This window comes from Zhongshania guokunii (genome assembly GCF_040892635.1).
In the GTDB taxonomy this organism is placed as follows: Bacteria; Pseudomonadota; Gammaproteobacteria; order Pseudomonadales; family Spongiibacteraceae; genus Spongiibacter; species Spongiibacter guokunii.
The window spans coordinates 68,303-83,434 of record NZ_JBFRYA010000018.1; the positions used below are offsets into that span (position 1 = coordinate 68,303).

15 protein-coding genes are annotated in these 15,132 nt (G+C 43.7%); 10 read left to right on the forward strand and 5 right to left on the reverse strand.

The genetic code is table 11. The annotated features are described in order from the left end of the window. Positions 1-5 precede the first annotated feature (5 nt). Positions 6-1,079, reverse strand: coding sequence for a hypothetical protein (locus AB4876_RS16730; protein WP_368382882.1), 1,074 nt, complete (start codon positions 1,077-1,079; stop codon positions 6-8). Positions 1,080-1,653: 574 nt separating this feature from the next. Between AB4876_RS16730 and AB4876_RS16735 the strand changes: the two genes are divergently transcribed. The 5 genes from AB4876_RS16735 to AB4876_RS16755 all read left to right on the forward strand — a co-directional run bounded on the left by AB4876_RS16735 (position 1,654) and on the right by AB4876_RS16755 (position 5,182). Continuing rightward, complete coding sequence (locus AB4876_RS16735; RefSeq protein WP_368382883.1) at positions 1,654-2,064, forward strand: hypothetical protein; 411 nt, start codon at positions 1,654-1,656, stop codon at positions 2,062-2,064. A 682-nt stretch (positions 2,065-2,746) separates the two neighbouring features. Next, on the forward strand, positions 2,747-3,040 hold the full coding sequence (locus tag AB4876_RS16740) for a hypothetical protein (RefSeq protein ID WP_368382884.1): 294 nt from the start codon (positions 2,747-2,749) through the stop codon (positions 3,038-3,040). 37 nt (positions 3,041-3,077) lie between these two features. Continuing rightward, positions 3,078-3,827 carry a metallophosphoesterase gene (locus AB4876_RS16745; RefSeq protein ID WP_368382885.1) on the forward strand — a complete coding sequence of 250 codons (750 nt, stop codon included), beginning with the start codon at positions 3,078-3,080 and terminating at the stop codon, positions 3,825-3,827. Positions 3,828-3,848: 21 nt separating this feature from the next. Further along, the gene (locus AB4876_RS16750) at positions 3,849-4,103 is read left to right on the forward strand and encodes a hypothetical protein (RefSeq protein WP_368382886.1); all 255 of its coding nucleotides are present in this window, start codon (positions 3,849-3,851) and stop codon (positions 4,101-4,103) included. 374 nt (positions 4,104-4,477) lie between these two features. After that, on the forward strand, positions 4,478-5,182 hold the full coding sequence (locus AB4876_RS16755) for a tyrosine-type recombinase/integrase (protein WP_368382887.1): 705 nt from the start codon (positions 4,478-4,480) through the stop codon (positions 5,180-5,182). 176 nt (positions 5,183-5,358) lie between these two features. Here the strand turns inward: AB4876_RS16755 and AB4876_RS16760 are convergent, their stop codons facing one another. The 4 genes from AB4876_RS16760 to AB4876_RS16775 all read right to left on the reverse strand — a co-directional run bounded on the left by AB4876_RS16760 (position 5,359) and on the right by AB4876_RS16775 (position 7,486). Continuing rightward, positions 5,359-5,577: a hypothetical protein gene (locus tag AB4876_RS16760; RefSeq protein WP_368382888.1), complete on the reverse strand. Its 219-nt coding sequence runs from the start codon at positions 5,575-5,577 to the stop codon at positions 5,359-5,361. Between the two features lie 10 nt (positions 5,578-5,587). Continuing rightward, positions 5,588-5,899 carry a type II toxin-antitoxin system TacA family antitoxin gene (locus tag AB4876_RS16765; protein ID WP_368382889.1) on the reverse strand — a complete coding sequence of 104 codons (312 nt, stop codon included), beginning with the start codon at positions 5,897-5,899 and terminating at the stop codon, positions 5,588-5,590. A gap of 937 nt (positions 5,900-6,836) precedes the next feature. Continuing rightward, positions 6,837-7,244, reverse strand: coding sequence for a type II toxin-antitoxin system VapC family toxin (locus AB4876_RS16770; RefSeq protein ID WP_368382890.1), 408 nt, complete (start codon positions 7,242-7,244; stop codon positions 6,837-6,839). Beyond that, entirely contained in the window at positions 7,241-7,486 is a 246-nt protein-coding gene (locus tag AB4876_RS16775; protein WP_368382891.1) for an AbrB/MazE/SpoVT family DNA-binding domain-containing protein, read from the reverse strand. The genes AB4876_RS16770 and AB4876_RS16775 overlap by 4 nt, the downstream gene beginning before the upstream one ends. 932 nt (positions 7,487-8,418) lie before the next feature. Between AB4876_RS16775 and AB4876_RS16780 the strand changes: the two genes are divergently transcribed. The 5 genes from AB4876_RS16780 to avs4 all read left to right on the forward strand — a co-directional run bounded on the left by AB4876_RS16780 (position 8,419) and on the right by avs4 (position 15,103). Beyond that, the gene (locus AB4876_RS16780) at positions 8,419-8,982 is read left to right on the forward strand and encodes a Uma2 family endonuclease (RefSeq protein ID WP_368382892.1); all 564 of its coding nucleotides are present in this window, start codon (positions 8,419-8,421) and stop codon (positions 8,980-8,982) included. Positions 8,983-9,274: 292 nt separating this feature from the next. After that, positions 9,275-9,481, forward strand: coding sequence for a hypothetical protein (locus AB4876_RS16785; protein ID WP_368382893.1), 207 nt, complete (start codon positions 9,275-9,277; stop codon positions 9,479-9,481). 476 nt (positions 9,482-9,957) lie between these two features. After that, positions 9,958-10,191 (forward strand): AbrB/MazE/SpoVT family DNA-binding domain-containing protein, encoded by a 234-nt coding sequence (locus AB4876_RS16790; protein ID WP_368382894.1) that lies wholly within the window; start codon positions 9,958-9,960, stop codon positions 10,189-10,191. Further along, a complete protein-coding gene (locus AB4876_RS16795) occupies positions 10,188-10,583 on the forward strand; it encodes a type II toxin-antitoxin system VapC family toxin (protein WP_368382895.1) in 396 nt (131 codons plus the stop codon). The genes AB4876_RS16790 and AB4876_RS16795 overlap by 4 nt, the downstream gene beginning before the upstream one ends. Before the next feature lie 512 nt (positions 10,584-11,095). Further along, complete coding sequence (gene avs4 / locus AB4876_RS16800) at positions 11,096-15,103, forward strand: AVAST type 4 anti-phage nuclease Avs4 (RefSeq protein WP_368382896.1); 4,008 nt, start codon at positions 11,096-11,098, stop codon at positions 15,101-15,103. The last annotated feature ends 29 nt before the right edge of the window (positions 15,104-15,132 follow it).

A 15,132-nucleotide genomic window follows, 5' to 3' on the forward strand; every position in this document is an offset into this window, starting at 1 on the left:
CCTGCTTACTCAGCGTAGGATTTCAGCGGAATGGCGGTCCAGCCATGCTCGATGTATGTACGCATATCCTTGAGCTCGAAGTTGCGGCCATCGGTCAGCTTCATGCTGCCTTCGGCGTGGGAGTGCAGGCCGTAGTGCATGGTGGCGCCCGAGGTGGTCAGGTAGCTGTAGAAGGTTCGGTGTGCAGCTTCGATATCCAGGTCGATAACGCCGTTCTTGGATTCCAGATTGAAGTGCCATTTAACCGGTACGCGCATACGGGTTTTGGGGTCGATCCAGAACTCCTTCTCTTCCATGGAGATGTTGCTGTGACCATTTTCAGAGAATTGGATTTCTTCGCCGTCAACGGTGACGTGGCTGAAAGTTTTGCCCACTGACGGGTAGTAGTAAATGAATACCCGTATGTTTTCGCTGGCCCACCAGTTCCAGTAGTACGTTTCACCGCGCAGAATGTCGGCTAGGTCCCACGCTGGCTGGGTAAACTTTTCCTGGCAGCCAAAGGTGTTTTTATTACTGACGTGGTAGGTTTTACCTTCGGCTTTGATGGTGCCTTCTGCACATACGGGGTGTTCAAATCCCGCGATATTGTTCTTTTCCAAATCGGCAAAGGGGCCTTTGTGGTAGGGTGCGTCGCCGATACCGGTGAGTTTTAGGTCGAATTCGATGCCCATATGCTCGCCCTTTATTTCCCAGTAGGGAGGGCGGCAGATGTGTTGGCGCTTGCCTAAGGTCCAGATTACCGCGTCGCCGACTTGTTCAACGCTACCAGATTCCCAGTGGTCGGTAGCCCAAGTGCGGTTGCCGATAAAGTGGTTGTCCTGCATGCCGCCAGTGTGCCCTTTAGGGACTGCCATAAAGGTGGTATGACCTTTGTAGACGTCATCGACCTGCCACGGGCCATCTTTGCCGCCGCCGACGCGGAAGATACAGGAAACAAATGAGAATTCTTCACCTTCGTCGGTTTCACCCATAATCATGAAACCGTTATTTTCCATGTAGGGCATGCCCTTAGGTAGTTTATCTACATAGCTCAGTTGATCCGCCAATGTGACATTTGTGTGCGCTTTTATCTCTGCCATTTATATGCTCTCTTTTGATGAGGGATAAGTATGTTCCACCTACATAACTAACATTATATCAGTTAGTGGGTGGTGTATCAATGTTCGTTGGTGAGCTTCATCAGGGTTTAAATTCTGAGGTGTTCATCTGATTTTTCCTCATCAGCAAGAGGCATATATTTTAATGGGTGATGAAGCAGCATAGGTGTTTAAATGCATTCGATATGACCGAATGGGGATGTTTTAAGTGCAAATCAACAATAGAAGCTTTCATGCGCTGATAATCCTCATAGTTAACTATCTCAGCATCCTTGCCCCTTACGCGGGAAGTTACCCGCCAAACAGCCCTCAACTCGCACAGGTCGATAGGTACATGACGGGTAAGCGGTGGATATCGTGCGCTAATGTGACGCTTAGCCATTCATGCAGCTTAATTTAAGAAGTCATTTACTAAAGCGCTTAAATTGGGTATTCCGTTAAGCGAGTTTCGAAATCCACCCCCATAAGGGTGTCAACTCTGCAGTTCTTCACCGATGCACGCTCATTTTGCGTTGCTAAAAAAATCGCATACGTTGGTTTTTTTGTGGAGAAGAACATGATACCGCGTTATGAATTCGATGATATTGTAGATTTTACGATGACGGAGCTACGCTTTGCTGGGGAAGCTGCAGTACGGATTTTAGGGGAATGGGGCTTTAGTGATGAGGAGAAGATTGAAATTCTGGGTTTTACTCTCACGGAAAAGTTTCCAGATGGCAGCATTACGGATGCGCATACCATGGCGATTTCTTGTGTGATTGACATCAATAACTTCATGAATTGTTATGGCATAGATACCACTATTATTTGTCGGCCTTTAGGGCTAGGTCCATTTTGGGGGCGCGATCTGAAAGATGCGATCCTCGCTGGTGGTAATGAGTGGGGTTTGAAATTGGCGTTGGATTTTTTGGGATGGCTTTATATGAATAAGCCATGGCCATTTATTGAGCCAGAATATCAACATTGATCCTGAAAATATCAGATACGCTGGCGTTTTCATCGAAACATCAGCGGTACTGGATCTGCGTGGCTTTACGCATTTCTGCTTCGGCCAGACGATATTTTAGTCTGGTTTACAGGAGTGACCGGTTAATAGAGCCCCATTGGTTGTGAATTGCTTCCTGATTTGACGACTATCTTAGGCGTGTTACGTTAAATCACCGTCTACGAACTGTGTGGCGGATATCTATATGGTCAAGTGGGGATATATCGAGGTGGCATGTGGGTAAAAGTATTAATTTGGATGATGGCTTTGTTCTTGAATCAACAATTCGAGCAAAGGCTAGCGGGCGCGGTGTGGCGCAGTAAATTGAGTACGATGCCAAGATCGGACGAATCGCTATTGATAATCCGGACCTGAGCTATGTGTTTATTAAAGAAGCATTGCTTGCTAAAGGTGAATTGGACAGTGGTGAACTGACACCTTACTTAAGAAAAAAGAATAGGCCGTTGGATTCATGAATTGTGTTAAAGGCATAGGCTAAGTTGCTCTTGGCAGCTATGCCTAAGTGATACAATTTATGATATTGATCGAGAAGTACTTGCCCGCTAAGTCCCGGTATTACTGACGTAGCGCCAAAATGCGCCCTGATTTGACCTCCATTTTTATTGAGTTACGTTGATATCTTCATAAACTAATGGGGATGATGATGTTAGTAACTAGTTTGATTTGGCACATATACAAAAAGGGCATGAGTAGTGGCTTCGTTGAGATCGATCCTGGATATATGCTCCTAGATCAAGGAGAGGCAGCTGGGTACTACTATTCAGGATGCTATTTTGACGAATTTGATTTTGAAGCTGCGCCATTATGGTTTGTGGAAAGAGCAATGTGCATGGAGCCGATTCCTATTCATAAAGCAAAAGACTTGTATATTGCGCTCTGCGAGTGGGTGCCAAACTTCCGATCTCTCGATTTGGATCAACTGAGGGCATGGGAATGACGGTGCATAAAGGAATGTCGACAGTGGAGGGATACCAATGAAGCTATTAGTTTTAAGCGACCTTCATCTTGAATTTGAGCCAATCTGTATCCCTGATACAGATGCTGACGTGGTCATTCTCGCTGGCGATATTAATCTCAAAACCCGCGGCATTGAATGGGCAATAAAGACTTTTCCCAATACGCCTGTCGTAGCCGTGCTCGGAAATCATGAATACTATGGTGAGAAGTACCCAAGCCTTATGAAAAAGGCAAAGCAGCTGGCCGCTGGAACACATGTTCATGTGCTCGAGAATGACAGCATTGAAATCGATGGTGTTTCTTTTTTTTGCTGTACCCTGTGGACTGATCTGAAGTTATTCGGTGATGCTCGGCTAGCGGGCTACTTTTGCCAGCAGGAAATGTCTGATTTCAAGAAGATCAGAGTTGAGCCTGGGTACTCGAAGCTTAATCCAGTGAGCATGACTGGCATCCACAATCGCTCGATGGATTGGCTTAATAATGCCCTTTCGGAAAGCGCGGGTAAGCAAAACATTGTAGTGACGCACCATGCGCCATCGTTAAGATCGATAGCGCCAGCGCTATCTGAAGAACTCACTAGTGCTGCCTATGCCTCGCATCTCGATGGCATGATCGAAAACCACGATATTAGGCTTTGGGTGCACGGACATGTTCACAATAGCTGTGACTACCAAATTGGAGATACGCGCGTTGTGTGCAATCCGCGCGGGTATAGTCCCGACTGGCTGAATCCGGATTTTGAAGATAATTGCATTGTGGATATCTGAATGCAGTAATGACAAATTTGTATGTTGATTTACATAATTTATGTTTTCGTCATCACCTTGTCATTACTGCATTTCAATGCTCTTTGCTCGGTGTTCTCGTTTGTGCATCAGCTCTTTGAGGTCACCGTTATGGTAAGTGACACTAAGAAATTCGTGCTGCTTGATGGTGGTTACTCGACGCTCGAAAATGGCGCACTTCCTGTCATCAAGACGCTAGATTGGCTTTCGCGAAAAGATATCTTTGATGAGCATCAGCGCCAGCGATTTTTGCCGTAGCGTTGAGTCGAATTTAAGTCTTGCGGCGCAGACCGAGTCATCGACATACAGCTATAAAAGCGAGATTTGGCGATAGTAATAAGCATAGAGCACTTTCATAGGTGCTGAAATTTCCTTTAATGTCAGAAAGAAAAACTATACGTGTACCCGTTTTTGACAGGATTAAATCGGTGCGTATAGTGAATGTGTAGCTCGTAATTATTATGACGCATAGCAAGTAACATGAATCATTTTTGGATGGCTATTCAAGATAAGCTGACTGAGTTACTAAAGCCGCGTATCTACCAAAGTAAGGTGGCGTTGTAACATGAAGATACTTATAACTATTGTTTAAGACATTATATTGCTTTTACACGAACTTTTGGGGCTTTGAAATGAGTAAGATAAAACGCAAGTCGGAACGCAAAAAAAATAGCGCTCTAGGTACCTATAGTCGAGCGGAGATTGCCGAGATACTTTCAAAGCTTCGCGGCACGGCCCGCTTAAAAGTCGGGCTAATGTACGGAAGCGGCCTGCGCCAATCAGAATTGCTGTCACTGCGGGTGAAAGACATTAACTTCGATAATAGCAATATTTTTGTACGTGGAGGAAAAGACGGTGGAGATCGCACTACTTTACTTCCGCAAAGCCTAATTCCCGCGTTGGTAAAACAAATTTCACTTGTTAAGAAGATTCACGCGCAAGACATTGCAGATGGCTACGGTGACGTTTCCTTGCCCGCGGCGGAAAGTGTTGCGAATCCGTCTGCAGCAAAGGAAATATCTTGGCAATTCCTATTTTCATTTCCTCGACGAGAAAGGGATCTAGCGTCAGCGGTCATGATACGCAACCAATTGCACCCATTCAGCTTAACAAGGTTATTAAATCTTGCATTCGCCGCCGCAAAGATTCATCAACCACCAAAAGCCCATGTTTTTAGAATGAGTTTCGCCGCACACCTTCTCGAATCTGGGCAGAATGAGCGGACTATACAAGGATTACTTGGTCTTAAAGGCTTAACTGATAATGAAGCCGGTGCTCACGTAATGTATCGAAACTGGAAGGGCGTTATAAGCCCGTTGGATAACGTTTCTATATGAAATTCGTAATGTTTGCCAATATAAATCTATCTTGACTATAAAGGACCAATAGTTATTAGCCAACTAGATGCTTCGAAAAAACTAACGTGATACGGCGTACGGGGGGTATTTATTTATCGCCCTATTTAAACCTGAATTTTTACGAAGAGTCTGAGTTACTATATTTGACTCACCAGCTACACTTCATCCGTTGAGCCGAATATCTCATCCCAATCAATATTTCGATCTGGATCAGGAAGTTGATCGCCTCGTGTAAAATCTTCCCCGACTTGATGCTGCTTCGATTTGTCAAAAAAATCCTCCCGGGCACCGGGCTTTGCCACCGGGTCTATAACACGGCGATCTTTATCACTAGGTTCTTCAATATGTGTTTTTTTATCAGTTGGTTCAGTCATGACGTCTCCGCTACTCTTTATAGTTGCCGGCTGAAAAATCAGACTCATAGTAATTTTTCTCCTTGTGTCTAACAGCTGCTTTTTGCAGCGATTCGGAAACCGGAGGAGGGCTTTCTATTGCGGCGAGCATTTGTTCTGCACCAATCATGGATAGTGTAATCTGTGTTGCCTGCTCGGCTACTGTGCGCGCCTTTGACACAACGGCGTCTGCAGTAAATTGGGAAACACTACAGCCTGTTGATTCAGCTGCTGTCTGGATAAGTTGATATACGTCTTTGCTTACCCAGGCAACAAGTTGAATATCTTCGTTTGGCGTTTTCATGTCTTCTCGCTGTCGCTATCTGTATTGACAAATGATGTTAGGTGGCAGGTTATTGTTTCATAATATTTGAAGGATGACATATACGGGGTAGTGGGTGCTCGACAAATTAACTATATATTCTTTGAAAATTCGTATTAGTGATGGCTCGTTGTATACCGAGAAACTATTCCGTTCAAATATTCTGAGAGTGTTTGGCAAAAGATTGCGTCATTTGAAATAGAAAAGATTAGGTAATCCGCTGATTTGACGCTGCGAAAACCGTAAATCCCTACATGTATACTTACAGTCGGCTTGGTCACTCCTTATAATTTAGTTTGATTGTAGTGGTATAATAAAAGCTAATTTTCTAACGACGACTATTTCTTAGATGATTCATCGCTAGTGCTATAGCTAAAGCGTCGTCTTGGGCATTGTTGCGTATTCCGCTGAACCTGATCAGTCGTACCGCTTGAACGTGATCACTTAATCGATAATGATGATGGTGCATCAGCCAGTTTGCATCCGGTTGACCGGTGGGAGTGAGGGTGCTGGTACCCGCCTGCCCCTGGCTGCGCGAGCCGAGAAGTTTTTTAGGCGCAATCAAAGTAAAATATCAACCGCCATCTTGTAATAACTTTACAGCGATGGGTTCTTCTTCGCGTCGTAAAATCGACCATTGATGACGGAAATCGGGGCATTGCATTTTGGAGCCCGGGCGGCAACCTTGTGCTCAGAGACGTCGGGTCATACTTCTTCGATCAATTGTTTTATACCGAGGTATAACAAGGGTGAATGGTGTGCTGCGGTGCATCGGGCTAAGCTTTGTAAGTGATTAAGAGGAGTTCAATCGAGACACCAATTAGTGCGCATAACAAGGCAGCGGCCTGACGGCCGCCCTGGGCTCAAGGCTGTAATGGTCTTGGGGAATCCCCTTCCTTCAGGGGGGTGTCAAGCTTTCCTATTTTCCTATGTACTGAAAATGCGGGGCCTTGCTGGCCTTTTTGTCGAACGTGGCCGTTGCATCGGCCCCGGCAGCCTTCCCGAGCCAGGCAATCAGATGGTCCGGGAAATCAGCACCAGACTGGCGATAATCGAACAGGGCGCGGCGCACCAGCTCCCTGTCAGCGACCACCAGTTGCTGCGCATCCAACAGGGCGGCTATTTGATCAGCAACATCAGCCCTGGGAACCTTGTACGCCCGTTGCAGCACCCAGGCGAGTTCGCATAGCGCAATGGTTGAAACTGCGCATGGTGATTCCGCGGTGCAATTCGCCTCGATGAAATCTACCGCAATGCCGTGCTGTTCCGGGTCGCCTTCAGCATCGACCAGGAACCGAACCAGCACGTTGGTATCCAGGGCCTTCACTCGTTGACCGCCCCAGCTTTAATAGCCTCATCCATTTTCTCCACGGAGACAGTCCGTCCACCACTCTTAATCCGGCCCTTCAGCGCCATGAGGTCCCCCTTGGCCACCGTGACCCGTAGAACGCCATCGTCACCCATTACCCAAGCCAGCTTGTCTCCCCGCTGCACGTCCAGGGCCTGCCGAATCTCCCGAGGGATAACCAACTGGCCCTTTTCACTGACTGTAGACTCACCTTTAATCATTTCTTTAATCTCCCGATTTGGCTTTACCACCATACCTGAGTATAGGGTCTTACATCGGGTAAGACAACTAGTAAGGCAGACAGTAAGACACAGCAAGCCCGTCACAGTGGTCGTTTTCCACATGTTCCTGAGGCCGCAACAAAGTAGATTCCAAACCAGCCCTTTGCGGAATATTCCCATGAACCCTTGAATTTGCTAGGTTTAGCGTTAAAAACTCCTTTTAAAACAGCATATATCACACTTCACCGTATCGAGGCGTTTGTGATACTTCAGAGACGGATTTATGCGACGACCAAACAATCGGCTAAAAGCAATTTACGAGCCTGGGCGCGGGAAAGCACAAATAATCGAGACCCCCAAACAGCTCGCGCATATTTTGTGGGCTGCCTCCCGAGGAACTACGACTCGTAATGTTGCCCTACTCTGGATGCTGTTCGGGAGCGGGATGCGGATCAACGAGGTGGCACAGCTCAAGATCAAGGATATCTTCGATTCAGGCGGGGAGCTGAAAGGAAGCTTTAGACATGACGCTGGTTTATATTGATGCATGGAGCAGGAGGATTGACCACGGCTTTAAGACTACCTGTAGCGGGCTTCACTTGCCTGCTTTCCATTGACATAGAGTAGCTGTAAGATGGTACGCAATGTGTACTGTTTTGATGTGAGAAATGGATCAAAAGACTTATCTCAATAATGCAAAAAAAAACCTCGGCTTGACATGGGACGAGCTTGCGGGTGCCTCTAACATTTCCCCGAGAGCTTTAAAGACTTACAGGATGCCCATGGAGTCAAAGGACTACCGAACCATGCCACCACTTGCTTATGACGCAATTGAAAGAGTGAAAGAATCGCGGAAATAGGAAGTAACGTCTACTTGCACTGGTACGCAATGCGTACCATAATAAGTGCAGATGATTTAAGGTGCAACCTTTATGGGCGAACTTGAAAAACAAGATTTGTACCGGGACTTGTCCAGCCTTCCTCCCTCCGTGCGAGGGGAGATAATTAATGGGCAGCTACGCACCCAACCACGACCAGCGGGAAAGCATATTCTCGCCGCATCCAATATCGGCGCGGAATACCACGGCCCGTACCAAAAAGGACGGGGTGGCCCTGGTGGATGGTGGATACTTCAAGAGCCAGAAGTCCACCTTGAGCTGAACGAGGCTGTCGTCGTTCCTGACGTGGCGGGCTGGCGAAAATCCCGAATGCCTCATATCCCTGACGCACACAAGTTCACTGTGGTTCCTGATTGGATTTGCGAAATTCTGTCTCCATCAACAGCCAGTGTTGACCGACACGAAAAGAAGCCGCTCTACGCTCGATACGGCGTTCAATATCTCTGGATTGTTGATCCGCTGGCAGGGTCGTTAGAAACCTTCAAACTTAATGGCGATGACTGGGATTCGACGGGGATATTTATGGGTTCAGAGATTGTAGCCGTAGAGCCGTTTGCCGATGTAGCTGTATCGCTAAGTGATCTAATCGGGGAGTAAAATATGAGCGAAAATATTTGAGGTGGGAGCATGAATAGCACAGAGGTATCCATAAAGCTTAAGCCCAACTGGCTTGCAATTGGAACGATCATCCTTCTAGTTGTTGTTGGTATTGCCCTGTCTCAGGGGTGGCTGTTTGGTGAGATATCCGAGGGCAGTAAGCTTAGTAATATACCAATCGGCTTGTTTGGATTATTCGCTAGCATTTCTATCATTCTTCTACGCAACCATTGCCGGATAGAAGTACCTGTGACAAGACCGGTAGAGTAATGAAAGAAACATGGAGAAGATGATGAACAAAGCTATTTTTGTAGGTATTTCCGCTGCTATTTTTAGTGGCGTAACGCTAATGATTATAATTAGCCAAGTTAGCCCAACCAGCATACCAGGTCTGGATGACGCGCTTGGGTACGTGCCATTTGTAATCGCTCCCGCTGTAGGTTTCTATGCGGGAAAGTTTACCCTCGCAGCTTCTACACCAAATCTTCGGAGTAATTGAAGATGATCAGCCTTAAGAAGTGGTACACATATAGTCGTATTATGAACTCTCTGCGGACTAGAACGGCATACATAACCGTTTTACTTGCATCAGTTGCGTTCTCGTATTTGTACTTCAGCTCAACACCTGAAAGCCCACCACAATGGTTTATCCTTTTCGTGAGCATAACCACAGGTATTGGGGCAACTGTAATTTGTGTCTTTATAGCTAATTTGCGCGAACTAAAAATGACCATCCAACCCTGAGATTATTGGAATATGCCTTTTTGATTTACCCATAAATTGGCAGGGGAATTGAACCATAAGTTGGCCAAAAGGAGCGTCTTTTGCGGTGTGGCTTCCAGTTCCCAGCGGGGTTTTACCCATAATATGGCCACGAGTGCACCCATATTATGGCCGGAACATCCAACCCAGAGATCTATTTGACTCACCTTACATGCAGCCTTACAATAAGGAGATATGTAAGGAGTTTGATTAATGTCCGAATCTACCGTAACAAGCAAGGGTCAGATCACTATTCCTGTCGATATTAGGGTTTCTCTGTCGCTGCACGCTGGCGAACGGGTTGTGTTCAATACCCTTGAAGACGGCACCGTGATAATGCGCGCAAAAAATCGATCTATCCTTGATTTGGAAGGAAGTCTGTCTGATAGCAATCCAACTAATACAAAAGTCAGTATTGAAGATATGAGTATCGGGCAAGAAAAGTGAGAAGCTTAGATACAAATATTCTCGTCCGCTGGCTGGTTAAAGATGATGCTCGTCAGGCAGCTAAGGTCAAGGCTATGTTGCAGTCGGCTATCGAAGGTGGGGAACGTCTCTTTATTCCGGTAACCGTAGTACTTGAGCTAGAGTGGGTTCTTAGATCCCGCTATTCAATGCCAAAGCCTTCCATCATCAAAGCTCTGGTGTCCCTTTTGGAGACTAACGATTTAGTCTTTCAGCTTGAACTGGCGATAGAGAGAGCGGTCAGTCATTATCGTCGAGGCAACGCCGATTTCGCAGACTGCCTGCACCTTGGTTTGAGCACCATTGAAAATAATCTTCCTCTGGTAACTTTTGACAAAAAAGCCGCACGCCTTGAGGGTGCAACGCTCCTCTAACGCAAAGCAGCGAACTGAGTTGACTGTCCGCTTATTACCAGATCAGGAAGCGGCCCGCAGATACAGGGTGTGTTTGGCTATAGCGTCACAAAAGCGGTCAGTCGCTGAATTGTCAAAATTACTCGGGGAAGCCCAATTAAAGCTGTAAAACTCGTATTCAGCAGCATGGCGCTCACTAATCTTGATGGAAATCACTTAAGTAATTGATTTTTATTGAGAAGTGATTATGCTCAGAGATTCCACATCAAATGCAGGATGCACACAAATGAAAAAATCATTTCAGGTTTACTATCACCCTGATTCAAATAGAATAATCCTGCTTAATCACCTCAAAGATTTGACTCGCTATGTACACGAGTTATAAAGCGCAACGCATTTGAATTCGCTGTTATACGGCACCGAGCGAGCATCTGATTTTGAACCAAAGCGGGATTATATTGCCTTTCCAAACTCCCTAATAATCTTGCAGATGATATCGTTTCAATATCAGTTAAAACTCACAAAATGAGAAAATGAAATTGATTAAAACTGACTGGGATATATTTAAAGCAAAATTTTCAGAAAATCCACAAAATGCTTTTGAGTGGATGTGTTATCTACTTTTTTGCAATGAATTTAGCGTGAAAACTGGAATTTTTCGTTATAAAAACCAATCGGCGATAGAAACCAATCCAATTTCCTCAAATGGAGTTAATGTTGGTTGGCAAGCTAAATTTTATGATGCCGCATTATCTAGCCACAAAGATGACATAATAGAAACGATTACAAAAGCGAAACGTGATTACCCTGATTTAAATAAAATAATCTTTTACACAAATTCAGAGTGGGGCCAAAACAAAGGAAAGGAACCACAAGGAAAAATAGAAGCAGAGAAAAAGGCAAAGGAGAACAACTTAGAAATTGAATGGAGATGCTGTAGCTTTTTCGAATCGCCGTTTGTTGTCGATGATTGTAGCCGGATCACTTCGTACTTCTTCACTCAATCTGATAATTTATTTGGTCTTTTGGAGTCGTTTGAGTCTCATGCAGGTGCAATTCTGGACGATATTGAAACTGCTATAACATTTGGCAACGAAGATGTTTCAATCAATCGCTCTAATATTATATCAGAAATTGAAAAGTCAGATACTAGCGCGTTAATTATAAGTGGCGAAGGCGGCACAGGGAAAACAGCTCTAATAAAAGAGCTTTATGGCAATAAGGGGGAAAATGATGCCTTTTATATCCATAAGGCGACGGAATTTTCTGTTAGCAACTTGAATGAGTTCTTATCGGGTGTTTTTTTAAAGGATTTTATTGAAGCACATGAGGGGGCTGACAATAAAACAGTTGTCATTGATTCAGCCGAACACTTAATTGCTCTAGAAAATACTGATCCCATTAAAGAGTACCTATCCAGCTTAATCAAAGCCGGATGGAGGGTGTGGTTCACCACGAGAAATACCTACCTAGATGATTTGATTTTTCAACTATATGAAGTGTACAAAATTAGCTTTAAGTCGGTACATCTAGAAAATCTGAACGAAGATACATTATTCGAGCTTGCTAAAAAACATGATTTTGTCATCCCTGATGATAAAAAGCTCAAAGTGCTTATATTGACTCCATTTTATCTCAGAGAGTATTTGAGGCATTATCAGGAAAGCAAAGGCGCAGGCTACTTTGAATTCAAAGAGTCTTTATGGCCAAGAGTCATTACAAAACGGTCCCCACAACGAGAACAATTCTTTATACATCTTGCCGAAGAAAGAGCTAATTCAGGAAGATTTTTCGTAATTCCAGGCTCTAGCTACTCAAATGAAACGGTAGAAAAAGCGTTGGTTTCCGATGGAATAATTAGCTATGAGTCCGCTCGTGGATATTTTATTACTCATGATATTTATGAAGAATGGGCGCTCGATAAATTCGTCGAGAGTAATTTTTTATCCTCAGAAAATTCAGAAATATTTTTTGATAGAATACAACAGTCTTTGCCCATAAGAAGGGTTTTCAGGCGGTGGCTATCAGAGAAACTTAGCGCGGCCAATGAAGAAGTTAGCCATCTTATTGTAGAAACCTTGTCATCTCGCAAAATATCTAATTTGTGGAAAGATGAAGTTCTCGTTTCTATGCTTCTATCCGACTATTCCGATTACTTTTTTAACGTTAATAAAGATTCACTATTGGAAGACGACTTCCGGCTTCTCAAACGGATATGTTTGCTGATAAGAATAGGATGCAAGGAGATAGACAATAGCTTTTTTGATAGGCTTGGTGTGAGAGCGCCGGATATTTTATCAATGGAATATGTAATAACCAAGCCGAAAGGAAACGGATGGAAATCGCTTATCAAGTTCATCAATGACAATCTCGAAAAGATAGGTGTTAATAATCTCAATTTTGTATTGCCCACCCTCTACGACTGGAACAGCCACAACAAGTCTGGCGACGCAACTAAATATTCCAGCTTAATTGCATTGTCTTTTTACAAATCAGGATTCGAAAACAACGTCTATATTAGGGATGATGGTTTTTCCAAGCAGTTAATCCTCACCATTCTGTATGGGGTAGGTGAAATTAAAAGTGAACTTGAAGCTATCGTTGATGAAATAATTCTAAATAATTGGAGGCGACATAACGATCCATATCATCTAATGAGTGACTTCATTTTAACAAAAATGGAATGCTTTAATGTTGCTATGGAAATTCCGGAAAAAGTGATCGCTCTAGCCAAATGCCTTTGGGTGTATGAACAACCAGAAAACGACGATTATTTTTATGGATCAAGACTAGAGTTAGATCATGAATTTGGTGTTGAGAATGGACATCAAGACTATTTTCCAGCCAGTGCTTATCAAACACCCATATACGCCCTGCTGCAAACCAATTTAGAATTAACATTAAACTTCATTATCGACCTAATAAATTATGCTTCAAAAAAATATGCAGAATCCAACCTTGATAAGGGCCAGATTGAAACAGCAACACTGTTACTAGATGATGGGAAGGAAATTGATCTACCTATTTCAAATCGTCTTTGGTGCATGTACCGAGGTACACAGGTAAACCCTGATTTATTAGAATCAATATTAATGTCACTAGAACGTTTTTTTCTTGAGAGAGGAAAAAACACCAAAGCTCAAACGCTTGAATATTATCTAAACTATATCCTAACTAGATCTGAATCTTCTGCACTCGTGGGAGTTGTTGCAAGCGTTGTATGTGCGTTTCCTGAGAAAACATTCAATGTAGCTAAAATTCTATTCAGAACAAAAGAGTTTTTCTTCTTTGACACATCTCGAATGATGCTGGATCAAACACATAAGACTCAGCTTACTTCGCTAAAAAATTTTAGCATCAATCAGATAAATCAATATCACGAAAATGAAAGGATAAGCGCCTGTGACCAAAAACATCGGAAACTCTCATTAGAAAGTATTGCGCTTCACTACCAGTTTTTTAGAACAGAGGAAGTAAGCGAGGAGGAGTCAGAGAAAAGGCTTCAGGAAATTTGGGAAATCCTTGATGTTCACTACATGGATTTACCAGATAAAGAACAAGAAAAACATCAAGATAAAACATGGCGTTTATATTTAGCCCGTATGGACAAAAGAAAAATGTCACCTGAAGTGAAGGAAGTAGAAAATGGTATAGCAATAGAATTCAATCCAGAGATTGATCCAGAGCTTAAGGAATATAGTGAAACGTCCCAGCGAGAGGCGAGCAAGCCGTTTACACATTCCGGTTTAAAGGTTTGGGCTGATAGCAGGCTCTATAATAGAGATAACTACAAAAAATATGAATCATATGAAAATGATCCACTGACTGCTTTGGGCGAGGCAAAAGAAATATGGAATCAACTTTCAGAAGGCAACATTGGGGAGACATTACTGTTTGATCGAGCCACACCATCGTATGTATGCGCCGTGTTATTGCGGGACTTTAAGGAAAAATTAGCAAAAACCGAACTAGATTTTTGCAGGGAAGTCATATTTGAATATACAGATATCGTTAACAATGATGATTACATGCACCAGATCGGCGACGGCCTTGTTCCTGCGTTATTTGTACTCCCAAGATTGATAGAAGATTTTCCAGACGAAAGACTAACTATCAAGCTGCTATTAATCAAAGCACTAATGAGGCATGACCCAATATCGATGATGGGAATGGACAGGATAAATTCAGTAGCCATTCAAGCTGTTCAGCACTTATGGAAGAATGAATCCGAGTTCATGAGGTCGCTGTACATTGGGTATTTGGTAATTGCTCAAAAACATAGAGATGTTCGGGATCGTTTAAGACAAGAGGCATATAAGCAGCACAAATATGAAATTAACGGCAATGATTTTGAGCGGGAGTTATTTAAAGAATTAGAGAGTGCAGTAAGGAGTATCGAAGATGAAACCATAACGGAATCCGCAATAGACAATATTGAAAGCATAGATAACGGCGTTTTTCAAGGTAGTTGTCGCCTCAGATTGATTTATGCCGCCTTGTTTTTCTCGTCCACGACCGCTGGCTTTTCCGGGTTAAGATAAACGTCTTTTATCGGTTCCCAGTTTCTAAT